Consider the following 23,408-nt stretch of genomic DNA (forward strand, 5'->3'; position numbering starts at 1 on the left):
AAATGACCGCGAACAACGCATCGCCACACCAGAGCACCTCACGTGCCGTGGCATCCCTGAAGACCGCGCTGCGGGACACGTATCAGGGCTTCTTCGACATCACGCACAACAGCCTGGCCCTGCTGGGCACGCTGCTGGCCGTGGCCCTCATTACCTTGAGTGCACGCGCCGACCTTCGCCAGAACGCCGAACAGCAACTGCTGGGCTGGCTGCTGGAACGTCAGGAAGCCCTGGCCGAAGACACGGTGTACGCCGCCGAGCCCAGCGCCATCGACCGTGTGACGGCCGCCCTGCCTGCCGCGTTGCCCAAAGAGCAGGCCAACGTGGCCTACTGGCTCAGCCGCAAATACCGCGTGGCTGCCGAACCTCTGGGCGCGCTGGTCGCAGAGGCCTATGAGATCGGCGCCAGGGCCAACCTCGACCCCACACTGATCCTGGCCGTGATGGCGGTTGAATCGCGCTTCAACCCGTTTGCCCAGAGCCCGGTGGGTGCGCAGGGCCTCATGCAGGTGCTGACCCGCGTTCACACGGAAAAGTACGAAGACTTCGGCGGCCACCTGGCGGCATTCGATCCGATGTCCAACCTGCGCGTGGGTGTTCGCGTCCTGCAGGACTGCATCAAGCGCGCCGGCTCCGTGGAGGGCGGACTGCGCCTGTACGTGGGCGCGGTCAGCACCGACGGCAGCTGGTACATCAACAAGGTGATGAGCGAGCACCTTCGGATCCAGAGCGTGGCCAAGGGCAAGCCCATGCAGCGTTACGTGCCGCAGGCGCGCCCCATTCCGGTGGTGGCACCCGCCGCGCCGGTGGTGCCGGCGCCTTCGAAGCCGGGGACCGAGCTCGAAGCCGAAGGCCCGGCCCAGCCCTCCCTGCCGGCAGGAAGCCTGACACGCTCCTGAGCGAAGCGTCGACCTGGCGGGCTCGGCTAAACTCGCCGGGTACGCAACTGGCGATAGGCGCGCGACCCCGACCCACAGAGGCCGGGGGCTGGCGCTGACGTGGCCCCCCTGACCCGTTCACATCGATCGACGCAGGGACAACCACTGGGAAGCGTACCGCCGGGATCGCGAAGATACCGGTGTTCAGCCGTTCGCCTGGGCAGCCCTTGTCTTTGCGCAAGGATTCACGTCTTGAAGGACTGCCATGTACGACCGCCAACACCTCATCGAGCAAACCGATCCTGAGATCTTTGCCGCCATCCAGGCCGAGAACGCGCGCCAGGAACACCACATCGAGCTGATCGCAAGCGAAAACTACGCCTCGCCGGCTGTGATGGCCGCGCAGGGCACGCAGCTCACCAACAAATACGCTGAAGGCTACCCGGGCAAGCGCTACTACGGTGGTTGCGAGTTCGTCGACATCGCCGAGCAGCTCGCCATTGACCGCGTCAAGCAGATCTTCGGCGCCGAAGCGGCCAACGTGCAGGCCCACTGCGGTGCATCGGCCAACGAGGCCGTGTTCCTCGCCTTCCTCAAGCCCGGCGACACCATCATGGGCATGAGCCTGGCTGAAGGTGGTCACCTCACCCATGGCATGGCGCTCAACATGAGCGGCAAGTGGTTCAACGTCGTGTCCTACGGCCTGAACGACAAGGAGGAGATCGACTACGACGCCATGGAACGCAAGGCGCACGAGACCAAGCCCAAGCTCATCATCGCCGGGGCATCGGCCTACAGCCTGCGCATCGACTTCGAGCGCTTCGCCAAGGTGGCCAAGGATGTGGGCGCCATCTTCATGGTCGACATGGCGCACTACGCCGGCCTGATCGCTGCCGGCATCTACCCCAACCCGGTGCCGCACGCCGACGTGGTGACCTCCACCACCCACAAGAGCCTACGGGGCCCGCGCGGCGGCATCATTCTGATGAAGGCCCAGCACGAAAAGGCCATCAACAGCGCCATCTTCCCCGGCCTGCAGGGCGGCCCGCTGATGCATGTGATTGCGGCCAAGGCGGTGGCTTTCAAGGAAGCGCTTGCGCCTGAATTCAAGACATATCAACAACAAGTGTTGGCAAATGCACGCATCGTCGCCGAAACGCTGGTTTCTCGCGGCCTTCGGATCGTCAGCGGGCGCACTGAAAGCCACGTGATGCTGGTCGACCTGCGCGCCAAGGGCATCACCGGCAAGGAAGCCGAAGCCGTGCTGGGCAGCGCACACATGACGATCAACAAGAACGCGATTCCGAACGACCCGGAAAAGCCCATGGTGACCAGCGGTGTGCGCATCGGCACACCCGCCATGACCACGCGAGGCTTCAAGGACGAGGAAGCGCGCCTGACGGCGAACCTGATCGCCGACGTGCTGGACAACCCGCGCGATCCGGCGAACATTGAAGCGGTGCGTGCGAAAGTCAACGCGTTGACCGCGCGCTTTCCCGTGTACCGATGAAATGCCCTTTCTGCGGCCATCTGGAAACCCAGGTCGTTGAGACCCGGGTCTCCGAGGACGCGGATTTCATCCGCCGGCGGCGCCAGTGCGGGCATTGCGAGAAGCGGTTCACCACCTACGAGCGGCCCGAAGTGAGCTTCCCGGCGGTGGTGAAGAAGGACGGGCGGCGAGTGGACTACGTGCCCGCCAAGCTGCGCGCCTCGTTCGCCCTGGCGCTGCGCAAGCGCCCGGTGAGCACCGAGGTGGTGGACGCCGCGATCGAGCGCATCGAGGAAAAGCTGCTCAACCTGGGTGCGCGCGAAGTACCCGCCACGCGCCTGGGTGAAATGGTGATGCGCGAACTCAAAAAGCTGGACAAGGTGGCCTACATCCGCTTTGCCAGCGTCTACCGCAGCTTCGAGGACATCGACGAATTCCGGGCCCTCGTGGACGAAGTTCGGCGCTGAACGTCCCGGGTTTTCGTGACGTCCGGTACGGCGTCGACCGTCCATCCTCTCCAGACGGCACTTCGGCGTCTGTCCGGGGCCCGGAGAGTGGCGCCCGCCCACAATTCGGACGTGAAACATTCATTTACCTATTGGCCTGGGCGCGTGCGCGGCCCGCAGGCGGGCTTCACGCTGATCGAGCTCATGGTCGGCGTGGCGATCATGGCCATCCTGCTGGCCGTGGGTGTGCCCAGTTTCCAGTCGGCCGTGGCATCCAACCGGCTGACCAGCAGCACCAACGATGTGGTCAGCGCCCTGGCGCTGGCTCGCACCGAGGCCATTCGTCGCGGCACGCGCGTGACCATGTGCAAGAGCGCCAATGCCACCGGCTGCACCACCGCCGGCAGCTGGGCACAGGGCTGGATCATTTTTGTCGACACCACCCGGTCGTCGGCCGACGCAGCGGTCGACGGCGGCGAAGCGATCCTGGCGAGCAACGCAGCCGCCAGCGGCAACATCGCCATGTTGGGCTCTTCAGGTGTCCCGAACTTCGTCTCTTTTGCCTCTGACGGGCAGGCCAAGCTGATGAATGGGGCTTCGCAGGCGGGCACGCTTCGTGTTTGCAGCACCGCCGCATCCCTCGCCGACACGCGCCGCGCGCGCGACATCGCCATCACCGCTTCAGGTCGGGTCACCACCACGACGCCTGCTTCTGTCGCCGCCACTTGCCCCGCTGCACCATGAGGAACCGAATGCGCCCTGCCCGCACCCTTCCAGATCGCCCCCGCAGCGCTCGAAGCCAGCGTGGCGTGGGCCTGATCGAAATCCTGGTGGCCGTGCTCATCCTGGCCCTTGGTCTGCTGGGCATGGCCGGACTGCAAGCCAATGCGCTCAAGACCAACCAGAGCAGCTACGCACGCGGCCAGGCCGTGATGCTGAGCTACTACATGCTCGACGCCATGCGCGCAGACCGCGCCGCAGCCATTTCCCTGACCTACAACACGGGTGCGGTCAGCGCAGGCGTCATCGCGCCGATCTGCAACCCACTGGCCATCACGGGCGCCACGCTGTCGGACAACAACCGCAGGGATTGGCTACAGAGCCTTCGCACGAGCCTGGGCAACGAAGACACGACTTGCGGCGCCATCAGTTGCGATGTCACCGGCCTGTGCACCATCCAGATCACGTGGGACGACAGCCGGGCCGGCGGTCTGGGCACCCAGCGCTTCGAAACCACGAGCCGCCTATGAGCAGCACTGCACCTTCCTCAAAACCGCTCTCCCGCCCGGGTCGCATGCGCCAGGCGGGTTTCAGCATTGTCGAGCTGATGGTCGCGCTGGTGCTGGGCCTCTTGCTCATCGGCGGCGTGATCAACATTTTCATGACCAACCAGCAGACCTTCCGCACCAACGAGAACCTCGGGCGGCTGCAGGAGAACGCCCGCATTTCCTTCGAACTCATGGCGCGCGAAGTGCGCCAGGCCGGCGGCAACCTGTGTGGCGCCACCCTGATGGCCAACGTGCTCAACAACGCAGGAACGGCCTGGACATCCAATTGGGATGCGGGCGTGCTCCAGGGATTCGATGGTGCGCAGGTAGCCACCGGCATCGTGACCACGGGAACGGCCGTCGGTGAGCGCGTTGCCAACACCGATGCCGTGCGCGTGCTCAGCGGTGGCATGTTCGATGGCGTGACCATCACCTCGCACAACGCAGGCACCGCCCAGATCACGCTCAGCACGATCAACCACGGTTTCGGTACCAACAACATCGTGGTGGTCTGCGATGGGCAGTCGGCCGCGCTGGCCAAGCTCACCAGCGCGACCTCAGGTACATCGGCCGTGGTCGCCCACGACAATGGCGCCGGCATCAATGACAACTGCAGCGAAGGTCTGAACTTTCCGACCGACTGTTCGAGCGAAACCGGCAACTCGCGCGCCTTCCAGCCCGGCGGCTTCGTCACGCACATGACCGCCAGCACCTGGTACGTTGGCAACAACGCCCGCGGTGGCCGTTCGCTCTTCCGCGTCAATGCCGCTGGCACCGAAGAGATTGCAGAAGGCGTCCGAGACATGCAACTGGACTACCTGCTGCGCAACAGCGCCACCGGCAACCTGGATTCCAACTGGGTCAACGCCTCAGCCATCACCGACTGGACACAGGGGGCGGCTGCGCAAGTCGTGGCCGTGCGCCTGAGGCTCACCCTGCAAACGCAGGCTGCGGTGGGCACCAACCAGCAACCGGTCGAACGCCAACTGATCCATGTCGTGAACCTGCGCAACAGGCCCGCCTGATGAAACCTCCACGCCGCCTCCCTTCGCGCCACACCACCCTGCCCCAGCGTCAGGCGGGTGTGGCGTTGGTCGTTGCATTGATCCTGCTGGTGATCATGACCCTGGTCGGCCTGAGCGCGTTGCGCACCGTGACGCTGGAGGAAAGGATGACGGCGCAGACCTTCGACCGAAGCCTGTCGTTCCAGGCGGCCGAGGCCGCCCTGCGCGAAGCCGAAACGCTGGTGGAGACCACCGTGCCCACGCCAGCTGCGCTCGCTGCCTGTGTGGCGGGGGTTTGCGGCGCACCCGACGCCGCAGCCACCATGCGCTGGGCCGATGCAAGCTTCACCGGCTGGCAGGACGCCACCTTGGTGGCCAACGGCCCCATCAGCATCACGCCGCAGTACATCGTCGAGTACCTGGGCAACACTTTTCCCTGCCAGCCGGGCACCCCGTCTGCCGGCAACGACTGCAAGCGCTACCGCATCACCGCTCGAAGCAACGCCGGCAACGACCGGGCTGCCGTGACGCTGCAGTCGATCTTTGCTGCCGAATGATTTTCCTCGGAGTATCGCCATGAAAAGTCTGTCACACCTGAACACCGCCCTGAAGATCGTCGTCATGACGGCCATCATGTCGGCCACGCTCGGCGTGCAAGCGCTGACCTGGCCCATCAAGCCATTGGGCGCCACCATCAGCGCCAGGCCCATGACGATGCTGGTGGCAGGACGCGATCACAAGTTCTTCTATGAAGCCTACAACGACGCGAGCGACATCGACGGCGACGGCACGCTGGACACGCGATTCAAGCCGAGCATCACGTACTACGGCCTGTTCGACTCCACGCTGTGCTATGCGTACAGCGGCTCTGGCCTCACCGGCCTGTACAGCCCCGGCGCCACCGCCGACGCCTTGGGCCGGTGCTCTGCAAGTACCACGCACCGCTGGTCGGGCAACTGGCTCAACTACGTCACCACCAGTCGCATCGACGCGCTGCGCAAGGTGCTCTACGGTGGCCACCGTGAGGTCGACTCCACCACCCAGACCATCCTGCGCCGCGCCTACATTCCGCAAGATGCGCACAGCTGGGCGAAGGAATACCACAGCCTGGCCACCGACGGCTACCTGATCAGCGACTACACGCCCCTGGCCCAGCCCACCGCCGCAGACCGCCGCCACTTTTTCGGCAACCTGACTGCCAACCGAGGCGTCAACTGCAGCACGCTCGACAACTGCAGCAACATGGCGCCGCTGCTGCGCACGCGCACCAACGTGGGCAATGACCGCCGTGTGTGGGAATGGGCCTCGAAAGAGCGTCCAGTGCTGCACGACACCCTGTCGTCTGGCGGATTCCCCGCAGGTACCGACGCTCAGGTCGACCGCACGGTTCGCGTACTGGTGTGCACCGCCACCTACCACGACGGTTGCAGGCAATACCCCAACGGCCAGTACAAGCCGATCGGCCTGCTGCACGAATATGGTGAGAACGATGCCATGCTGTTCGGCCTGCTCACCGGCAGCTACGACAACCACATGTCGGGCGGGCGGCTGCGCAAGGTGGTTTCTTCGTTCTCCAACGAAGTGGTGGCCAACACGGGCATTTTCGAAACGAATGCGCGCATCGTGAACACCTTCAACCGGCTGCGCATTCGTGGCTTCAACCAGAGCAGCAATTCTGACGAATACTGGAAGTCCAACCCGTACGCCGATTCGGCCAAGGCAGCAACCGAAGGCGAGCTGGTGGACTGGGGCAACCCGATCGGTGAAATGCTGTACGAAGCCACGCGCTACTTTGCGGGCATGGGATCGGCCACCGCCGCCTTCAACACGTCAACCACCATCGACACGCAAGTGGGCCTGAGCAGCGCGACCTGGGACGATCCCTACAGCACCACGAGCGCGGCGAGAGCCTCGTTCTGCTCGCGCGCCAACTTCCTGACCATCTCCGACATCAATCCGTCGTTCGACTCGAACTCCATACCGGGCAGCCACTTCAGCAACTTCACGGGAGACCTCACCGGCCTGAATGTGACCACCCTTGCTGAGACCATCACGGCGGTGGAATCCAACATCACCGGGATGCGCTTCATCGGTCAGTCGGGCACCGGAACGGGCTCATACGACGCGGCACCCACACCAAAGAACGTGACCTCCCTGGGCACCATTCGCGGCCTGGCGCCCGAAGAACCCACCAAGCAGGGCAGCTACTACTCGGCCGCCATGGCGTACTACGCCAAGACCACCGACCTTCGGCCCACACTGCAGGGCAGACAGACGGTCGACAACTACGTGGTCGCCCTGAGCTCACCGCTGCCGCGCATCGAGGCCAAGCTGCCCAATGGCAGCGTGATCAATCTGGTTCCGTTCTCGAAGTCGGTCGGTGGTTCGGGCATTTCTGCCACCAAGGGCAACTACCAGCCCACCAACCAGATCGTCGACTTCTACGTTGAACAGATCGCCAACTCGGGCGCGGCCGACGCCAATCCCACCATCAACGATGGACGCTACTACGCTCGCTTCCAGATCAACTTCGAAGACGTGGAGCAAGGCGGCGACCACGACATGGACGCCATCTCCGAGTACACCGTGGTGGCCAATGCGGACAACACGCTCTCGGTCACGGTGCGCCCGACCTACCAGGCCGGTGGCATCTACCAGAACATGGGCTACGTGATCTCGGGCAGCACCCACGATGGCGTGTACCTTGTCGCCCGTGACGAGACAGGCTCGGGCTCCTACTTCCTGAACGTGCCGGCCGGCCGCACACCAGGTTACTGCGACGTGACCACGCCGCCAGCCGATTGCTCTACGCTGCCCAGCGTGGGTGCGGCAGGCAACACCTTCGTCTTCACGCCCAACACGGGCACGGGCGGCGCTACCCTGCTGAAAGACCCTCTCTGGTACGCGGCCAAGTGGGGCGGTTTCGTGGACCGCAACAACAGCAGCACGCCCGACCTCCCGCTGGAATGGGACGTCAACGGCGATGGCGTGCCCGACACCTACTTCCTGGTGCAGAACCCGCTCAGGCTGCGCGAGGCGCTCCGGAGAGCTTTCGACAACATCATCGAGACGAGCGGCAGCGGCGGCAACATCATCGCCAACAGCACGGTGCTCTCCACCGATTCGCTCGTTTACCAGGCCACCTTCAACAGCATGCGCTGGTCCGGCGACCTGTCGGCATACCCTGCAACGAGCGAGGGCGTGGGATCGATCGCGGCGTGGAGAGCCGCAGAACACATCCCTGTTCATGGCGCACGCAAAATCACCTACTGGTCCGACGCGACCGGACCAGACAAAGGCAAGTTGTTCATCTGGAGCAACCTTTCCGCGAACGAGCGCACCCACGTCCCCACCGAGAACCTCCTGAACTACTTGCGTGGAGCTCGCGATCTGGAAGTTCACAGGGGCGGCACGCTCCGAGACCGTTCGCAACCCGATATCACGGGCACGGTGCTTGGAGACATCAGTCATTCCTCTCCCGCCTATGTGAGAGAGACCGACACGGTGTACGTGGGCGCCAATGACGGCATGCTGCATGCCTTCAACGCCAGGACAGGCGCCGAGCTGTTCGCCCATGTGCCCAGCAGCGTGCTGCCCCGCCTCAGGAACCTGTCGTTGCCAGCCTACAACGACCATCATGAGTACTTTGTCGACGGCGACATCGCGGTTTCCTCGCGCACACCCTTGCACACGCGGAACTATCTCGTCGCCACACTGGGCCGGGGTGGAAAAGGCCTGTTCGGTCTGGACGTCACCGACCCGGTGAACTTCGCGCCCACGAACGTGCTGTGGGAGTATTTCTCCACCACCGACCGCGACCTCGGTGAAATGGTCGGTCGCCCGGTGCTGGCCACCATGAACAACGGGGAGCGTGTGGTCATCGTCGGCAACGGCTACAACAGCACCGATCAGAAAGCGGTCCTGTACATCTTCAACCTCGTCACCGGCGCACTGGTGGCGAAGATCGACACTGGCGTGGCCGGCGACAACGGCCTGGCCACACCAGGGCTGTTCGACAGCAACAATGATGGCCGGGTGGACTTCATCTATGCAGGCGATCTGCACGGCAATGTCTGGAAATTCGATGTATCGGGTGCCACGGTAGCCAGTTGGGGCATCGCCAACGGCGGCGCGCCCATGTTCCAGGCCAGGGATGCGCTCAACCAGCCGCAACCGATCACCGCGCCGATGCGGATCACCCGGAACGACGCCTCCACCGACGTCAACTTCGGCCAGCGCTTCGTCCACTTCGGCACCGGCAGCTATTTCACCCAGGCCGATGCGAGCTCCAACGCCCAGCAGACCTGGTACGGGTTGATCGACAGGGATACCCTCGTCAACGGTCGTGCAAATCTGATGGGGCGCGCAGTGTCGTCTCAAGGAACTTTTGCAGGAAAACCGGTGCGCGTTTTTGCCACCGCCGCAGCGGGCGACATGGCCGGGCGGTCGGGCTTCTATATCGACTGGCCCCCCCCCCCGCCGCCCTCCAGGGCCGAGCGCGTCGTGACCGCGTCCAACATTTTCCGACTGGCCGAACCCACCCTGCTGGTGAGCTCGATCATTCCGGTGGTGGACGAGTGCACGCCCGGCGGCAATGGCTACCTGAATGCCATCAACCCTTACACTGGCGGCCGCCTGACCCGACCCTTCTTCGATGTCAATGACAATGGCAGCTTCATCGACGACCTGCTTGGCGGCGCCTACATAGGCTCGATCGATCTCGGCGTGGGCATGCCGGGCGAGGCCATTCTGGTGGGCAACCGCCTCGCAGTCGGTGGCTCCAAAGGCACGGTGGAAGACATCCGCGTCAACACGGGTGCCATACCGGTCAGGGGTCGCCTGACCTGGCGCGAGATCATCCGGGACTGACCCAGTCCCTCACTGGATTCAAGACCATGAGCAACCACTTTCACATCGTCCGGGAACCTCAACGAAGACAGCGTGGCTTCACGCTGGTCGAGTTGATGATCGTGGTGGCCATCGTCGGCATCCTCACGGCCATTGCCTACCCCAGCTACCTGAACTACATGCAGAAGTCCCGGCGCGCTGCCGCGGCAGGCTGTGTGATGGAGCTGGCCCAGTGGACCGAACGCAACTTCACCACTTGCCTGGCCTACAACCGCACGGGTGCGGGTTGTGCCACTGCCCTGACCTCGGCCGAACTCCCCAACCTGACCTGCCGCACGGACCTCGCGGGCATCTACACCTTCGGCTACGCTGCCAACCCCACCGCCACGGCCTACACCCTTCAAGCGGTGCCCGGAGCCCCGCAGGCAGGCGACACCGCTTGCGCCACCCTGACGCTGAACCAGGCGGGCGCCAAGGGTGCCACAGGCACCACCCCGGCCGGCTGCTGGAGGTGATGGCGCCCGCGCGCGCCGATGCCGGCGGCATGGTCCGGGCCCTGGAACTGGCCCAACTTTCCTTGCGCCTGTCCAACCCCAATCCGCGCGTTGGCTGCGTGCTGATGGACAGCAGCGGTCGCGTGATCGGTGAGGGTCATACACAACAGGCCGGTGGCCCGCACGCCGAGGTGATGGCCTTGCGCAACGCCCTCGCACGAAGCGAAACCACACGGGGCGCCACCGCCTTTGTCACGCTGGAACCTTGCTCACACCACGGACGCACGCCGCCCTGCTGCGACGCGCTGATCGAGGCGCACATCGGCAAGGTCGTGATCGCCACCACGGACCCCAACCCCCTGGTGGCCGGGCAGGGACTTCATCGACTGCGCGCCGCAGGCATCGAGGTCGAGCTCCTGTCGCCCGACGACCCTGCGGCGCTGGCATCTCGCGAACTCAACATCGGCTTCTTCAGCCGCATGACGCGGGGCCAGCCGTGGGTTCGCATGAAGATGGCCTCGTCGCTCGACGGCACCAGTGCGCTGGAAAACGGAGTGAGCCAGTGGATCACAGGTGAAGCCGCACGCGCCGATGGCCATGCCTGGCGCGCCCGGGCGTGCGCGGTGCTGACCGGCGTGGGCACCGTGCTGGAAGACGATCCGATGCTGGACGCGCGCCTGGTGGAAACGCCACGCCAGCCGCACCTGGTCGTGGTCGACAGCCATCTCAAGACACCGCCCACTGCCCGGCTGTTTGGCTCTCCAGGCAACGGCCTGCCACGCCAGGTCTGGATCTACCACGCCAGCAAAAACGAAGCGGCCATGGCCGCGCTGCAAGCCAGCGGCGCCACGCTCATCCCGATGCCGGGTCATGGCGGCAAGGTCGATCTGCCCGGCATGCTGCTCGATCTGGGTCGACGCGAGGTCAACGAACTGCACCTGGAGGCCGGCAGCAAGCTCAATGGGTCTTTCCTGCGTGAGGGACTTGTCGACGAAGCGCTGCTCTACCTTGCGCCGTGCCTGCTCGGGGTGGGTGCGCGCGTGGCTGATTTCGGCCCGCTCCAGCAACTGAACCAGAGCATCCGCCTGTCGATCACTGACACTCGGGATGTGGGTGGGGATCTCCGCATACTGGCGCGGGTGCAAAAACAGAACATTCCCATAAAATAGTTCTTTAGTTTTATTTTTTGCGTTACAGTGCCGCCCATGAAAACGGCACTGCCCTCCTCCCGAAGCCTTGGCCGGACTGCCAGGGGATTCACCCTGGTGGAGCTCGTTGCGGCCTTGGGTCTGCTGGCCGTCGTCGTGGCATTCGCGGCACCCAGCTTCGCCAGCATGGCGCGACGCCATCGGGTGGATGCGCTCAAAGATCACGTCATCGGCACCCTGCATCTGGCACGCATGGAGGCCATCCGCCTTGGTCAACCCGTGGTGCTGCGGCGCGTACAGCCCTGTCCTACGGCCAGTTCGAACAGCGATTGGCGGTGCGGCTGGCGCGTGTTTGCGGACGTCAACGGCAATCAGGTTTTTGACGACGGTGAAACGCTGCTGCAGGCCGCTGACATGCCACCAGGCATGGTCCTCAGGAAAGCGGGTGCAGTGAACGTGGGGGTAGTCGCCATCAACCGCTATGGTCAGGTTTCTCAACCCGGGACTCGGCTGGAAATCTACCCGGCGGGGGATGGCTTCTCGGCCCTGGATGGCGTTTTGATCTGCTTTCCAGCGGGTAGCCGCATCCGCACCGTGAAGGGCGCTGCATCATGTTGAACGTCTTTGCCCGCCGTCCACGCGGCCAACGCGGCGTGAGCCTGATCGAAAGCCTGGTGGCGCTGCTGCTCCTGGCCCTGGGCGTGCTGGGTCTGGCCGGCCTGCAGGCAGGCACGCTCGCCCAGGCACGCCAGGCCAATGCGCGCGCCGCCGCCGTGCAGATGGCCAACGACCTGCTGGAGCGCATGAAAATGAATCCATCGGTGCGCGATCTGCCCTCTGGCGCATCCCTGTACCAGGTCGGCTGGGGCGTGCGCGTCGAGCAGGCGCCCGACTGCCAGAGCAGCCCATGCACGGGGGCTCAGTTGGCGCAGCACGATTTGTCGCGCTGGAAAAGTTCATGGCAGACGGCGCTGCCGGGTGCCGACGCCCGTGTGTTCCCTTCACGAAGTGATCGCAATCAATTGGGTGTGATGCTGGGGTGGGCGGATGGGAGCGCCACACCCTTCAGTCAACCCAACGTGCAGCCTGCCGAAGGTGACGATGGCGACGCCCAATGCCCGGCGGGGCTGACCTGCCACCTGGTGTATGTGCGTCCCTGAACATGCGATCGAAGCGATTTCAACGCGGTACGGGCCTGGTCGAACTCCTCGTCGCCCTCGTCATTGGACTGCTGATTTCCGTGGCGGCCCTCGGCACCATGGCGCACTCGCGCGCCACCGCCGCCACGCTGGGCGAAGCCATGCGCCTGCACCAGGACTCGGCCATTGCCATGCGCATCATCGAACATCAGGTGAGGCAGGCGGGCGCACGCAAGCTGAAAAACGCCGCGGGCGGCATGGTCGAGTTCCAGGAGATCAACCCCAATGCCCAGCCCGCGATGCTGGACGGTACTCAGGGCGCAGGAACTGCGCCCGACACCTTGCGCACCGGCCTGGACGCCGACACCTCGATCGACGCCCGTGACTGTCTGGGCAAGGAACCGGAAGGCAATCGCATCCTGAGCCGCTTTGAACTCTTCGGTGGCAACCTGCGGTGCCTGGGATCTGGCGACGACACCCCTGCCCCGCTCATCGAAGGGGTGGAGGATTTTCAGGTGCTCTACGCGATTCGAACAGGTCAGGGGGTGCAATACGTCGAGAAGCCGGGCGATTGGGGGCTGGTGCAAGGCGTGAAAGTCTGCCTGCGGTTGGTCAGTCCCGCTCGCGGCACCACCTCAAGCACGCTCACCGGATGCCGGGACGAACCCGTCGCCAACGACGGCCGCATGCGCCGCGTCGTCACTCGCGTGATCCACCTGCGCAATGGGCGTGCATGAGGCTCTCGAAATCGCCTCAGCGCGGCGTGGCGCTCCTGGTGGTGTTGGCGGCGCTGCTGCTCACCAGCATCGCGTTGCTGGGAAGCCTGCAGGTGGGATGGCTTGCCGAGCGCCGCGTCGGCAGCGAAAGCGACACCCAGCGCGCGTTCGCCGCCGCCGAAGCACTGATCCGCGACGCGGAGCTGGACATCCTGGGCCTGCGTGCCGACGGAACGCGCTGCGACACCAACCCGACCGCGCAACCGCCCTGCCGGACCGGCATTGGCGCAGGTCCGTTCTTCCCGCAAGACGACGAAGACCTCGACCTCTTGCGCGCGCGCGTGTCGGCGGGACACCGGCAGTGTTTGCAGGGGATCTGTCTCCCCGACAACGTCGAAGCGCTGCAAGGTGCATGGACCACCGAACTCGCTGCCCTCACATCCGGCCAGGGCGACAGTGCCATCGCCGCCACGTATGGTCAATTCACAGGGGCAGCTCCCCAGAACGACGGCAACCCCTTGCTGGGCGCGACCACTCCCCGAGCCTGGTATTGGGTGGAGGTGTTCCGCTATTCGCAAGCCGCCGGCATCCTGAATCCCGCAGGAGACACCCCCATACCCGATCGCCGGCACTCCTTCGTGTACCGGATCACCGCCTATGCAAATGGTCTCAAACCAGGCACCCGCGTGCACCTGCGCTCGGTGTTCGTTCCCTATCCGCAGACCCCACTCCATTGAACCGCAAAGGTCTTTCCGTGCATCGCATCTCCCGCTTCTGCCTGGGCTTGCTCGCTGGCAGCGCACTGTGCCAAGTCGTCGCTGCCGCTCCGCTTCAGCTCGCTCAACAGCCTGCGCACCTGTGCCATAAAACCGCTTCCAACACCAGCCTCGTTGCCAGCGCCAGTCGGCTGCGGGCCGACGGCATGGTCTTCATTGCGGGATTCGATGCACGGCACTGGAGCGGCGAGGTCAGCGCCCATCGCATCCTCGCGGACACGCTCACCCCAATCGAGCCCCCCGTGTGGCGCGCCAGCACCCTGCTCGATTCACCCGCGCACGCGCCAGCGCAACGCTTGATCCTGACGCACGACGGAAGCCAGGGTGCGGCATTCGAGTGGGCACGCCTGGCAAGCACGCAAAAGACATTGCTCCGAGGCGGAGACAGCGCGAAAGTCGGGCGTCTGCGAGTGGACTACCTTCGCGGCGACCGGTTCCTGGAGACACAGTACGGAGGACCGATGCGCCAGCGCAGCTCCCGCCTGGGCGGCATCGTCAACGCCAACCTGTGGCACACCGGGCGCCCGCTTCGACCGGCCTTTGATCACGCAGGCCATGCGGACTTCCGCTCGCGCGAGGCCACCCGCCGCCCGATGCTCTACGCGGGCGCAAACGACGGCATGCTGCACGCCTTCGATGCATCCACCGGCGCCGAGCGACTGGCCTACGTGCCGCAGGCGGCCTACGCCGCGCTGCGCGCCTACACATTGCCGTCCTACACGCACCGCTACAGCGTGGATGGCCATCCCTTTACCGGTGATGCCGACCTTCGCACCGGCGGCAGCACGCAGCCCCAATGGCGCACGGTGCTGGTCAGTGGGCTCGCCGGCGGCGGGCGCGGATATTTCGTGCTCGACGTGACCGATCCCCAAGCGTTCTCAGCCGAGTCCGTGTTGCTCGATCACACCTTTGCTGGCGATGCCAGCGGCAACTTCGCAGGCCACGAGGATGTGGGCCACATTTATGCCGCACCCGCGGTGGATGACGCCGGCCGCAGCGAGCAGCTGGTCAAGCTCAACAACGGCCGGTGGGCGGTGGTCATGGGCAACGGCGTCAACAGCGTCAATGAACGACCGGTTCTGCTGATCCAGTACCTCGACGGCGACCGCAGCCTTTTGCGTCTGGTGGCCCATTCACAGGAAAAGCAGTCCAACGGGCTGTTTGCCCCACGCCTCATCGATGTGAACAGCGACGGCCAGGTGGACGTCGCCTACGCCGGTGATCTGCAAGGCCAGCTCTGGAAGTTCAACCTTTCAGGCAACAGCGACGCCGACTGGGGCGTGAGCGTCTGGGACGGTAGCGGCGACACCTGTCGCGATTCCACGCAATGCGAACCCTTCTTCGTGTCCACCGACAACGCGGAGCCGGCCAGGCGCCAGCCCATAACCACCCCACCGCTGTGGCTGGCACACCCGCTGGGCGGCATCCAGCTCCTGTTCGGCACCGGCCGCAACCTGCAGACGTCCGACGCCGCAGACACCCAGGTGCAAACGATCTACAGTCTCTGGGACAAGAGCGGTTTCGGTGAACGTGGTGGCCGACTGAGCCTGCTGGACACCGCCCGGATCCCACCCGCAGACGCTCGCAAAGCCCTGGTCCGGCAGGAGATGCTCGGTACCGCACCGCGCAGTGAAAGCGCCAACGACGCGGCGCCATCGGTGCCTGAGCTGTCCTACACGACGGAGCGGGCCGTGGCGTACACCCGAGGCGCCAACGCCACCAGTCCTCGCGGCTGGTACCTCGACCTGCCGGGGGAACGCGAACGGGTGCTGCAGACGCCCGTGTACTTTGAAGGCCAGAAGGCCATCATCACCAGCACCGCTCCCGCAAACGTCAATGCCGGCGAAAGTTGCGATACCGAACCCCTTGAAGACGAACACTGGCTGACCGTGCTCAACATGATCTCTGGCTGGCCTCCGGCAACGCCAGTCTTCGCGTTGCCCGGCGTCACCGCGAACACCAGCCGCGTCAGCCGCATGCGCGCGAAGGCTTCGGAGTTCATCACCCTCCCGGGCAGCGGCAACCGCCTCGATCTCATTTCCGTGCGCCAGGGTGCCGGATGCACCGAACGTGCCTGCACCGACAAGACGTCCCTGCTCGGTGCAAACGGCCCAGGTGTGCGAATGGACTGGCGCGAGGTGCAGCGGTGAAGGTGCGTGGCTTCACGCTGATCGAAACCCTCATCGTGGTCGCGATCATTGCCGTGCTGGCGATGATTGCTCTGCCCGGCTACAACCAGTATGTGATGCGCGGCCACCGAGCGCACGCCCGGGCTGCCCTGTTGCAGCTGGCGCAGTGGATGGAGCGTGAAGCCACGGCGCGCGGTGCCTACCCACTGACGACCGAGATCCCGGCCAGTCGGCTTGTGGTGGACGGCGGCCGCTACACCCTCGCGGTGAGTTCAGAAACCGGCTGGAGCCATCGCCTGAGCGCCCTGCCCACGGGCACCCAGGCGGCCGACGCCTGCGGCAACTTCCACATGGACCACACCGGCCAGCGCAGCCAGAGCGCCACCGCCCGGGTGGCCGAGCCGCTGGGCAGCCGGAGCTGCTGGGAACGCTGAAGCCACGTCCGCAAGCAGTCGGAAAGTGCCCCAGCGAAAACCCTGCGAAAATACGCCGATGTTTACCGGCATCATCACCGGCGTGGGGCGCATCGCCGCCCTCCACGACCTGGGCAGCTCTTTGGAACACGGCAAGCGACTCACCATCGAGGCGCCCGCCGGGTATCTTGACGACGTGGGCCTGGGCGACAGCATTGCGCTCAATGGCGCCTGCATGACCGTCACCTCGCTTGACCTGTCCCGCCAGCACTTCACCATCGACGTTTCGGCCGAATCGCTGGCCCGCACCACCGGGCTGTCGCAACCTGGCCACCACCTCAATCTGGAGAAAGCGCTGCGCGCCCACGACCGCCTGGGGGGACACATCGTCTCCGGGCACGTGGATGGCGTCGGCACGGTCACGCACTTTGCGCAAGTGGGCGAGAGCTGGGAACTGCGCGTGATGGCACCCCCCGAACTCGGAAAATACCTGGCCTACAAGGGCTCGATCACCGTCAACGGCGTGAGCCTGACGGTCAACCAGATCAGCGACACCGCCCGGGGCTGCGAGTTCAGCATCAACCTCATTCCCCACACGGTGCAGAACACCGCGCTGGGCCAACTGGCCGCGGGCAGCCCGGTCAACCTCGAAATCGACACCGTCGCCCGCTACGTGGAACGCATGCTGGGCGCCGGTACCCTCACCCCGAAGGAACCTTCATGAACGCCCGTGAAAACCTGGCCCCGGTGGCCATCTCGCCCGTCGAGGAGATTGTCGCCGAGATGCGAGCGGGGCGCATGGTGATCCTGGTCGACGAAGAAGACCGTGAGAATGAGGGCGACCTCGTGCTCGCCGCCGACCACGTCACGCCCGAAGCCATCAACTTCATGGCGCGCTTTGGTCGCGGCCTGATCTGCCTCACGCTGACCCGCGATCGCTGCGAGCGCCTGCGCCTGCCGCCCATGGTGCCGCGCAACGGCACCAAGATGGGCACGGCCTTCACCGTTTCCATCGAGGCAGCCGAAGGGGTGACCACCGGCATTTCTGCCGCCGACCGCGCTCGAACCGTGCAGGTGGCCGTGGCGCCGAACGCGCAGGCCGCCGACCTGGTGCAGCCGGGCCACATCTTTCCCCTGCAGGCGGTGGAAGGCGGCGTGCTGATGCGCGCCGGCCATACCGAAGCGGGCTGCGATCTCGCCGGCATGGCTGGCTGCAGCCCGGCGGCCGTGATCTGCGAAATCATGAAGGACGACGGGACCATGGCCCGCCTGCCCGACCTCCAGGTCTTCGCCGCTCAGCACGGCCTGAAGATCGGCACCATCGCCGACCTGATCGAACACCGCAGCCGCCATGAAAGCCTGGTCCGCAAGCTCGGCACGCGCACGCTCAACACCGCTTTCGGCGAGTTCAGTGCCACCGCCTTCAGCGACGAACCCAGCGGCGCCCTGCATCTGGCCCTGGTCAAGGGCCAGTGGAAACCGGAAGACAGCGTGGCCGTGCGGGTGCATGAACCGCTGTCGGTGCTCGACGCGCTCGAGGTCGGCCGCGCCATGCATTCCTGGAGCCTGGAGGCCAGCCTGCGCTACATCGCCCAGGCGGGTGCCGGCGTGGCGGTGCTGCTCAACTGCGGGGAGTCTGCCGCACAGCTGCTGGCCCAGTTCGAAGGCACGGCCCGCTCTGCGCAGGCGCCCGAGCGCGGGCGCATGGACCTGCGCACCTACGGCGTGGGCGCACAGATCCTGCGTGAGTGCGGCGTGCTCAAGATGCAGCTCATGGGCAACCCGCGCCGCATGCCCAGCATGACCGGCTACGGGCTCGAAATCACCGGCTATCTCGGCCACAACGACTAGGAAACGGATCCGCACATGTTCGGCGCAGACAAAGGCTCAGCGAGCTTGCTCGATGGAAAGAAACTCAGCATCGGCATCGTTCAGGCACGCTTCAACGAAGCCATCACCGATGCCCTCTTCAACGCCTGCCTGAGCGAGCTGCTGGCGCTGGGCGTGCAGGAAAAGAACATCGCCCACGTGAAGGTGCCGGGCGCGCTGGAAGTGCCGGTGGCGCTGCAGGCCATGGCCGAACGCGACGACTTCGACGCATTGATCGCGCTGGGCTGCATCATCCGTGGCGAGACCTACCACTTCGAACTCGTGGCCAACGAGTCGGGCGCCGGCGTCACGCGGCTTGCGCTCGACTACCAGATTCCCATCGCCAATGCCATCCTGACCACCGAAAACCTGGAGCAGGCCGTGGCCCGCCAGGTCGACAAGGGACGCGACGCCGCCCGTGTGGCGGTGGAAATGGCCCACCTGCTTCAAGAGATCGGCTGAACATGTCCCAGGATTCCCCCAGCCAGACGGCGGAAAAAGGCAAGAGCGGCTCCACCGGCCGCAAGGCCGCCGACAAATCGGCCCGCACACGGGCGCGCGAGTTCGCCCTGCAAGCCCTTTACCAGCACCTGGTCGGCCGCAATGCGTCGGTCGACATCGACAGCTTCACCCGCGACCTGGCGGGCTTTCACAAAGCCGACAGCGCACACTTCGATGCCCTCATGCATGGCTGCATTGCCGAGGCAGGCGAACTCGACGCGCTGATCTCGCCCCGGCTCGACCGTCCCCTGCCCGAGGTCTCGCCGATCGAACGCGGCGTGCTCTGGATCGGCGCCTACGAATTCCAGCACTGTCCGGACGTGCCATGGCGCGTGGTGCTCAATGAATGCATTGAACTGGCCAAGTCTTTCGGCGGCACTGATGGCCACAAGTACGTGAATGGCGTGCTGCACCAGCTCGCTGCCCAGTTGAGGCCGGCCGAGGTCAGCGCCCCACCGGTGCGCAGCGGCTCGCGCAAGACCGCTCCATGAGGATCGCGCAACGCGCCAGGCGCATCGAGCCCTTCTACGTGATGGAGCTGGCCAAGGCCGCCGCCTCCATGGCAGCCGACGCGGCGGTGGGTGCGCGGCCGATGATCTACCTCAACATCGGCGAACCCGACTTCACCGCGCCGCCGCTGGTGGCTGCCGCCGCCGAACGCGCTATCCGCGAGGGTCGCAGCCAGTACACGCCGGCCACCGGCCTGCCCCCGCTGCGCCGGGCCATCAGTGGCTGGTACGCCTCGCACTTCGGGTTGTCCATCGATCCGGCGCGCATCGTGGTCACGGCGGGCGCTTCTGCGGCCTTGCAACTGGCCTGCCTGGCGCTCATCGAGGCGGGTGACGAAGTCCTCATGCCCGACCCGAGTTACCCGTGCAATCGCCAGTTCGTGCAGGCGGCCGAAGGCCGCGCGGTGCTGGTGCCCAGCGGGGCGGGCCAGCGTTTCCAGCTCAGCGCGGCGCAGGTCGAGGCGAACTGGACGCCGGCCACGCGGGGTGTGCTGCTGGCCTCACCCTCCAATCCCACGGGCACCTCCATCGCACGCGATGAACTCGAACGCATCGCGCGCCTGGTGCGCGAGCGCGGCGGCATCACCCTGGTCGACGAGATCTACCTTGGCCTGAGCTACGAAGAAGACTATGGCCACAGCGCCCTCGGCCTGCCCGATGGCCTGGGCGACGAGGTCATCAGCATCAACAGCTTTTCCAAGTACTTCAGCATGACCGGCTGGCGCCTGGGCTGGCTGGTGTTGCCACCGGCCCTGGTGCCTGCGGTCGAGCGGCTGGCGCAGAATCTCTTCATCTGCCCCAGCACCATCGCGCAGCACGCCGCGCTGGCCTGCTTCGAACCCGACAGCCTGGCCGAGTACGAGCGTCGCCGCGCAGCCTTCAAGGCGCGACGCGACTATTTCATTCCTGAGCTCAACCGCCTGGGCCTGAACGTGCCCGTGATGCCCGACGGTGCGTTCTACGCCTGGGCCGACGTCAGCGGCCTGTGCGCTCGCTGGGGCATCCCGCCGACCGGAGAGCGGCCGGACAAAGGCGGCAGCTGGGCGCTGGCCTTCGAGCTCATGAAACGCTGCCAGCTCGCCACCACGCCGGGCAGGGACTTCGGCACCGCCGAGCCAGGGCGCTACCTGCGCTTTTCCACGGCGAACTCCATGGCCCAGCTTCAGGAAGCGGTCGCACGTCTGGAGCAGGCGCGGTGAACGCAGGCGTGGTGGCTCCGTTCACATGGCCGGTGCGCGTGTACTGGGAAGACACGGATGCCGGCGGCATCGTTTTCTACGCCAACTACCTCAAGTTCTTCGAACGCGCGCGAACCGAATGGCTCCGCCACCTCGGCATCGGGCAGCAGGCCCTGCGCGAACAGGTGGGCGGCATGTTTGTCGTGAGTGAAACCCGGGTGCAATACCACCGCCCGGCGCGGCTGGATGATTTGCTTCTGGTTACAGCCCAGGTGCAGGAAGCGGGCCGCGCCTCCCTGACAATCACGCAGCGCGCACTGCTGAACACTCCCGACGGGAACGAGCCACCCGTGCTGCTCTGTGAGGGGAACATCCGCATCGGCTGGGTCGAAGCCCAGAGCCTGCGTCCTCAGCGCATACCCACCTCAGTGCTGGAGGCCCTGCAAGCCGGGGTTTGAGCGCCCTGTTCGAAACTTTTCTCCCATCAACCGTCTCCGAGAACCCATGACCCAAGATCTCTCCATCGTTCAATTGATGCTCAATGCGAGCTGGGTGGTGCAGGCCGTGGTGGTGCTGCTGGTGGTGGTCTCGGTGATCAGCTGGGCCGCCATCTTCCGCAAGGTTTTTGCCCTGAAGCGCGTGCGCGGCCACAACGATGAGTTCGAGCGCGAATTCTGGTCCGGCACCAACCTCAACGAGCTGTACGCCGCCGCAGCGCAAAGCGCCCGCCATGGAGGCCCCATGGAACGCATCTTTGCCAGCGGCATGCGCGAATACCAGAAACTGCGCGAGCGCCGCATCACCGACAACGGGGCATTGCTCGACGGCGCGCGCCGCGCCATGCGGGCGAGCTTTCAGCGCGAGCTGGATGCGCTGGAAGCCAACCTCTCCTTCCTCGGCACCGTGGGCTCCGTGGCCCCCTACGTCGGCCTGTTCGGCACCGTCTGGGGCATCATGCACGCCTTCACAGGCCTGGCGGCCCTGGCCCAGGTGACGCTCGCCACCGTGGCGCCTGGCATTGCCGAAGCGCTGGTGGCCACCGCCATCGGCCTGTTCGCCGCCATCCCGGCCGTGGTGTTCTACAACCGCTTTGCCCACGACATCGACCGCGTGGCCAACGGCATGGAGACCTTCATGGAAGAGTTCTCCAACATCCTGCAACGCAACCTGGGCGCCCAGTCCCAGACAGCCTCGGGTCACTGAACATGCCCGCCGTCTCCTCCCGCGGCCGAGGCCGCCGAACCATCAACGAGATCAACATGGTCCCGTTCATCGACGTGATGCTCGTGCTGTTGATCATCTTCATGGTCACGGCGCCGCTGATCACGCCGAGCCAGATCGCGCTGCCCAGCGTGGGCCAGGCAGGACGCCAGCCCGACCGCTTCGTGGCCGTGATGATCGACAAGGACGAACAGATCACCGCGCGCGAGGGATCTTCCAGCGGCGAGGCGCAACCCGTTGCCCTGGGCCAGCTGGTCATGCGTGTGCAGCAATTGCAGATGGCCAAGGGCAGCATGCCCGAAGGCGGGGTGCCAGTGGTGATCAGCGCCGACAAGAACGTGAAGTACGAAGCCGTTGTTCGCGTCATGGATACCTTGCAGCGCGCGGGTGTTGCGCGCGTGGGTCTGTCCGTGCAAACCTCACGCTGAGTCTTTCCACACCCGCATGCAATCCACCGCCGACCACCTCGACCTCGCACCACCGCGCAACGGGCGCTGGCTGGGCCCACTGGGCCTGGCACTGGTGGCGCACGGCCTGCTGGTGATCGCGCTCACCATGGGCGTGCAGTGGCAGCACGATGCCGAACCCATGTCGGTCGAAGCCGAACTCTGGTCGAGGACGCCACAGCAGGCCGCGCCGCGCGAAGTGGCGCCGCCACCACCGCCACCTCAGGTTCAGCAAACACCCACGCCGCCACCCAAACCTGCGCCTGCGCCCACCCCCGCGCCACCGCCGCCTGGTCCTACGCAAGCCGAGATTGCAACCGCTCAGGCCAAGAAGAAGGCCGAGGCGGAAAAACGCGAACGCGAAGAAGAAGCGAAGAAGCTGGCCGCCCAGAAAGCCGCGACAGAAAAGGCCGCAGCCGAAAAGAAGGCGGCCGCGGAAAAGGCCGCAGCGGAAAAGGAACGCCAGCAGAAACTGGCCGAACAGAAGCGCGAGCAGGAACAGGAACGCAGGGAAGCGGCCGAAGAAAAGCGCCTGGCCCAGGCCCGTGAAGATCAGATCAAACGCATGATGGGCCAGGCCGGTGCCACCGGTGGCCCCCAGAGCACCGGCACCGCTCAGCAGTCGAGCGGCCCGACGCCTGGTTACGCCGGACGGGTGGCTGCACGCATCCGGCCCAACGTGGTGTTCACCGATGTGGCACCTGGCAACCCGCGCGCGGAGGTCGAAGTGCGCACATCGGCCGACGGCACCATCACCTCGCGCCGCCTCGTCAAGAGCAGCGGCAACCCGGCCTGGGACGAAGCCGTGCTGCGCGCCATCGACCGCACGGTCAGCCTGCCCAAGGACACCAACGGCACCATCCCGCAGCCGTTGACGATCAGCCTGCGCCCTCTCGACTGATCAAAGCCTTCCGGAGCGCGGTCACCCATCCAGAA

Annotated in this window: 25 protein-coding genes; all 25 read left to right on the forward strand. The window is 65.5% G+C overall.

Going from position 1 to position 23,408, the window contains the following annotated elements:
- Positions 1-2 precede the first annotated feature (2 nt).
- The 25 genes from ACTIF6_RS06555 (at position 3) to tolA (ending at position 23,373) form a co-directional block, all read left to right on the forward strand.
- A complete protein-coding gene (locus ACTIF6_RS06555; protein WP_439587202.1) occupies positions 3-899 on the forward strand; it encodes a transglycosylase SLT domain-containing protein in 897 nt (298 codons plus the stop codon).
- A 244-nt stretch (positions 900-1,143) separates the two neighbouring features.
- Positions 1,144-2,388: a serine hydroxymethyltransferase gene (gene glyA, locus ACTIF6_RS06560; protein ID WP_439587203.1), complete on the forward strand. Its 1,245-nt coding sequence runs from the start codon at positions 1,144-1,146 to the stop codon at positions 2,386-2,388.
- Positions 2,385-2,834 carry a transcriptional regulator NrdR gene (gene nrdR / locus ACTIF6_RS06565; RefSeq protein ID WP_439587204.1) on the forward strand — a complete coding sequence of 150 codons (450 nt, stop codon included), beginning with the start codon at positions 2,385-2,387 and terminating at the stop codon, positions 2,832-2,834. The genes glyA and nrdR overlap by 4 nt, the downstream gene beginning before the upstream one ends.
- A gap of 111 nt (positions 2,835-2,945) precedes the next feature.
- Complete coding sequence (locus ACTIF6_RS06570; protein WP_439587205.1) at positions 2,946-3,557, forward strand: GspH/FimT family pseudopilin; 612 nt, start codon at positions 2,946-2,948, stop codon at positions 3,555-3,557.
- An 8-nt stretch (positions 3,558-3,565) separates the two neighbouring features.
- Positions 3,566-4,063 carry a type IV pilus modification protein PilV gene (pilV, locus tag ACTIF6_RS06575; protein ID WP_439587206.1) on the forward strand — a complete coding sequence of 166 codons (498 nt, stop codon included), beginning with the start codon at positions 3,566-3,568 and terminating at the stop codon, positions 4,061-4,063.
- Positions 4,060-5,106: a PilW family protein gene (locus ACTIF6_RS06580; protein WP_439587207.1), complete on the forward strand. Its 1,047-nt coding sequence runs from the start codon at positions 4,060-4,062 to the stop codon at positions 5,104-5,106. Before pilV (ACTIF6_RS06575) ends, ACTIF6_RS06580 begins: the two co-directional genes overlap by 4 nt.
- A complete protein-coding gene (locus ACTIF6_RS06585; protein WP_439587208.1) occupies positions 5,106-5,642 on the forward strand; it encodes a pilus assembly PilX family protein in 537 nt (178 codons plus the stop codon). The genes ACTIF6_RS06580 and ACTIF6_RS06585 overlap by 1 nt, the downstream gene beginning before the upstream one ends.
- 19 nt (positions 5,643-5,661) lie before the next feature.
- The gene (locus tag ACTIF6_RS06590) at positions 5,662-9,954 is read left to right on the forward strand and encodes a pilus assembly protein (RefSeq protein WP_439587209.1); all 4,293 of its coding nucleotides are present in this window, start codon (positions 5,662-5,664) and stop codon (positions 9,952-9,954) included.
- A 26-nt stretch (positions 9,955-9,980) separates the two neighbouring features.
- Positions 9,981-10,448, forward strand: a complete 468-nt coding sequence (locus ACTIF6_RS06595; RefSeq protein ID WP_439587210.1) for a type IV pilin protein — start codon at positions 9,981-9,983, stop codon at positions 10,446-10,448.
- Complete coding sequence (gene ribD, locus ACTIF6_RS06600; protein WP_439587211.1) at positions 10,448-11,596, forward strand: bifunctional diaminohydroxyphosphoribosylaminopyrimidine deaminase/5-amino-6-(5-phosphoribosylamino)uracil reductase RibD; 1,149 nt, start codon at positions 10,448-10,450, stop codon at positions 11,594-11,596. The genes ACTIF6_RS06595 and ribD overlap by 1 nt, the downstream gene beginning before the upstream one ends.
- 36 nt (positions 11,597-11,632) lie before the next feature.
- Positions 11,633-12,193: a GspH/FimT family pseudopilin gene (locus tag ACTIF6_RS06605; protein ID WP_439587212.1), complete on the forward strand. Its 561-nt coding sequence runs from the start codon at positions 11,633-11,635 to the stop codon at positions 12,191-12,193.
- Complete coding sequence (gene pilV, locus ACTIF6_RS06610) at positions 12,187-12,735, forward strand: type IV pilus modification protein PilV (protein WP_439587213.1); 549 nt, start codon at positions 12,187-12,189, stop codon at positions 12,733-12,735. Before ACTIF6_RS06605 ends, pilV (ACTIF6_RS06610) begins: the two co-directional genes overlap by 7 nt.
- A 2-nt stretch (positions 12,736-12,737) precedes the next feature.
- Positions 12,738-13,451, forward strand: coding sequence for a PilW family protein (locus ACTIF6_RS06615; RefSeq protein WP_439587214.1), 714 nt, complete (start codon positions 12,738-12,740; stop codon positions 13,449-13,451).
- Entirely contained in the window at positions 13,448-14,167 is a 720-nt protein-coding gene (locus ACTIF6_RS06620; protein WP_439587215.1) for a pilus assembly PilX family protein, read from the forward strand. Before ACTIF6_RS06615 ends, ACTIF6_RS06620 begins: the two co-directional genes overlap by 4 nt.
- A 17-nt stretch (positions 14,168-14,184) precedes the next feature.
- Positions 14,185-16,356 (forward strand): pilus assembly protein, encoded by a 2,172-nt coding sequence (locus tag ACTIF6_RS06625; RefSeq protein WP_439587216.1) that lies wholly within the window; start codon positions 14,185-14,187, stop codon positions 16,354-16,356.
- The gene (locus ACTIF6_RS06630) at positions 16,353-16,769 is read left to right on the forward strand and encodes a type IV pilin protein (RefSeq protein ID WP_439587217.1); all 417 of its coding nucleotides are present in this window, start codon (positions 16,353-16,355) and stop codon (positions 16,767-16,769) included. The genes ACTIF6_RS06625 and ACTIF6_RS06630 overlap by 4 nt, the downstream gene beginning before the upstream one ends.
- Positions 16,770-16,827: 58 nt before the next feature.
- Positions 16,828-17,472, forward strand: coding sequence for a riboflavin synthase (locus tag ACTIF6_RS06635; protein ID WP_439587218.1), 645 nt, complete (start codon positions 16,828-16,830; stop codon positions 17,470-17,472).
- Entirely contained in the window at positions 17,469-18,599 is a 1,131-nt protein-coding gene (gene ribBA / locus ACTIF6_RS06640) for a bifunctional 3,4-dihydroxy-2-butanone-4-phosphate synthase/GTP cyclohydrolase II (RefSeq protein WP_439587219.1), read from the forward strand. The genes ACTIF6_RS06635 and ribBA overlap by 4 nt, the downstream gene beginning before the upstream one ends.
- A gap of 15 nt (positions 18,600-18,614) precedes the next feature.
- A complete protein-coding gene (gene ribH / locus ACTIF6_RS06645; protein WP_439587220.1) occupies positions 18,615-19,079 on the forward strand; it encodes a 6,7-dimethyl-8-ribityllumazine synthase in 465 nt (154 codons plus the stop codon).
- A gap of 2 nt (positions 19,080-19,081) precedes the next feature.
- Complete coding sequence (gene nusB / locus ACTIF6_RS06650) at positions 19,082-19,609, forward strand: transcription antitermination factor NusB (RefSeq protein WP_439587221.1); 528 nt, start codon at positions 19,082-19,084, stop codon at positions 19,607-19,609.
- Entirely contained in the window at positions 19,606-20,826 is a 1,221-nt protein-coding gene (locus ACTIF6_RS06655; protein ID WP_439587222.1) for a pyridoxal phosphate-dependent aminotransferase, read from the forward strand. The genes nusB and ACTIF6_RS06655 overlap by 4 nt, the downstream gene beginning before the upstream one ends.
- The gene (ybgC, locus tag ACTIF6_RS06660; protein ID WP_439587223.1) at positions 20,823-21,263 is read left to right on the forward strand and encodes a tol-pal system-associated acyl-CoA thioesterase; all 441 of its coding nucleotides are present in this window, start codon (positions 20,823-20,825) and stop codon (positions 21,261-21,263) included. The genes ACTIF6_RS06655 and ybgC overlap by 4 nt, the downstream gene beginning before the upstream one ends.
- 46 nt (positions 21,264-21,309) lie before the next feature.
- Positions 21,310-22,008, forward strand: a complete 699-nt coding sequence (tolQ, locus tag ACTIF6_RS06665; protein ID WP_439587224.1) for a protein TolQ — start codon at positions 21,310-21,312, stop codon at positions 22,006-22,008.
- Positions 22,009-22,010: 2 nt separating this feature from the next.
- A complete protein-coding gene (locus ACTIF6_RS06670) occupies positions 22,011-22,454 on the forward strand; it encodes a biopolymer transporter ExbD (RefSeq protein WP_439587225.1) in 444 nt (147 codons plus the stop codon).
- Between the two features lie 16 nt (positions 22,455-22,470).
- Positions 22,471-23,373, forward strand: a complete 903-nt coding sequence (gene tolA, locus ACTIF6_RS06675) for a cell envelope integrity protein TolA (protein WP_439587226.1) — start codon at positions 22,471-22,473, stop codon at positions 23,371-23,373.
- Positions 23,374-23,408: the final 35 nt, after the last annotated feature.

This window comes from Hydrogenophaga sp., from assembly GCF_051860785.1.
Classification (GTDB): Bacteria; Pseudomonadota; Gammaproteobacteria; order Burkholderiales; family Burkholderiaceae_C; genus Hydrogenophaga.

What these genes read in the sequence shown, in the direction of transcription:
- ACTIF6_RS06655 (WP_439587222.1), top strand. Translation starts at nt 19,606, where the DNA reads ATGAGGATCGCGCAACGCGCCAGGCGCATCGAGCCCTTCTACGTGATG.
- nrdR (WP_439587204.1), top strand. Translation starts at nt 2,385, where the DNA reads ATGAAATGCCCTTTCTGCGGCCATCTGGAAACCCAGGTCGTTGAGACC.
- glyA (WP_439587203.1), top strand. Translation starts at nt 1,144, where the DNA reads ATGTACGACCGCCAACACCTCATCGAGCAAACCGATCCTGAGATCTTT.
- nusB (WP_439587221.1), top strand. Translation starts at nt 19,082, where the DNA reads ATGTCCCAGGATTCCCCCAGCCAGACGGCGGAAAAAGGCAAGAGCGGC.
- ribD (WP_439587211.1), top strand. Translation starts at nt 10,448, where the DNA reads ATGGCGCCCGCGCGCGCCGATGCCGGCGGCATGGTCCGGGCCCTGGAA.
- pilV (WP_439587213.1), top strand. Translation starts at nt 12,187, where the DNA reads ATGTTGAACGTCTTTGCCCGCCGTCCACGCGGCCAACGCGGCGTGAGC.
- ACTIF6_RS06555 (WP_439587202.1), top strand. Translation starts at nt 3, where the DNA reads ATGACCGCGAACAACGCATCGCCACACCAGAGCACCTCACGTGCCGTG.
- ACTIF6_RS06605 (WP_439587212.1), top strand. Translation starts at nt 11,633, where the DNA reads ATGAAAACGGCACTGCCCTCCTCCCGAAGCCTTGGCCGGACTGCCAGG.
- ribH (WP_439587220.1), top strand. Translation starts at nt 18,615, where the DNA reads ATGTTCGGCGCAGACAAAGGCTCAGCGAGCTTGCTCGATGGAAAGAAA.
- ACTIF6_RS06670 (WP_439587225.1), top strand. Translation starts at nt 22,011, where the DNA reads ATGCCCGCCGTCTCCTCCCGCGGCCGAGGCCGCCGAACCATCAACGAG.
- ACTIF6_RS06635 (WP_439587218.1), top strand. Translation starts at nt 16,828, where the DNA reads ATGTTTACCGGCATCATCACCGGCGTGGGGCGCATCGCCGCCCTCCAC.
- ACTIF6_RS06590 (WP_439587209.1), top strand. Translation starts at nt 5,662, where the DNA reads ATGAAAAGTCTGTCACACCTGAACACCGCCCTGAAGATCGTCGTCATG.
- ACTIF6_RS06620 (WP_439587215.1), top strand. Translation starts at nt 13,448, where the DNA reads ATGAGGCTCTCGAAATCGCCTCAGCGCGGCGTGGCGCTCCTGGTGGTG.
- pilV (WP_439587206.1), top strand. Translation starts at nt 3,566, where the DNA reads ATGCGCCCTGCCCGCACCCTTCCAGATCGCCCCCGCAGCGCTCGAAGC.
- ACTIF6_RS06585 (WP_439587208.1), top strand. Translation starts at nt 5,106, where the DNA reads ATGAAACCTCCACGCCGCCTCCCTTCGCGCCACACCACCCTGCCCCAG.
- ribBA (WP_439587219.1), top strand. Translation starts at nt 17,469, where the DNA reads ATGAACGCCCGTGAAAACCTGGCCCCGGTGGCCATCTCGCCCGTCGAG.
- ACTIF6_RS06615 (WP_439587214.1), top strand. Translation starts at nt 12,738, where the DNA reads ATGCGATCGAAGCGATTTCAACGCGGTACGGGCCTGGTCGAACTCCTC.
- tolA (WP_439587226.1), top strand. Translation starts at nt 22,471, where the DNA reads ATGCAATCCACCGCCGACCACCTCGACCTCGCACCACCGCGCAACGGG.
- ACTIF6_RS06595 (WP_439587210.1), top strand. Translation starts at nt 9,981, where the DNA reads ATGAGCAACCACTTTCACATCGTCCGGGAACCTCAACGAAGACAGCGT.
- tolQ (WP_439587224.1), top strand. Translation starts at nt 21,310, where the DNA reads ATGACCCAAGATCTCTCCATCGTTCAATTGATGCTCAATGCGAGCTGG.
- ACTIF6_RS06580 (WP_439587207.1), top strand. Translation starts at nt 4,060, where the DNA reads ATGAGCAGCACTGCACCTTCCTCAAAACCGCTCTCCCGCCCGGGTCGC.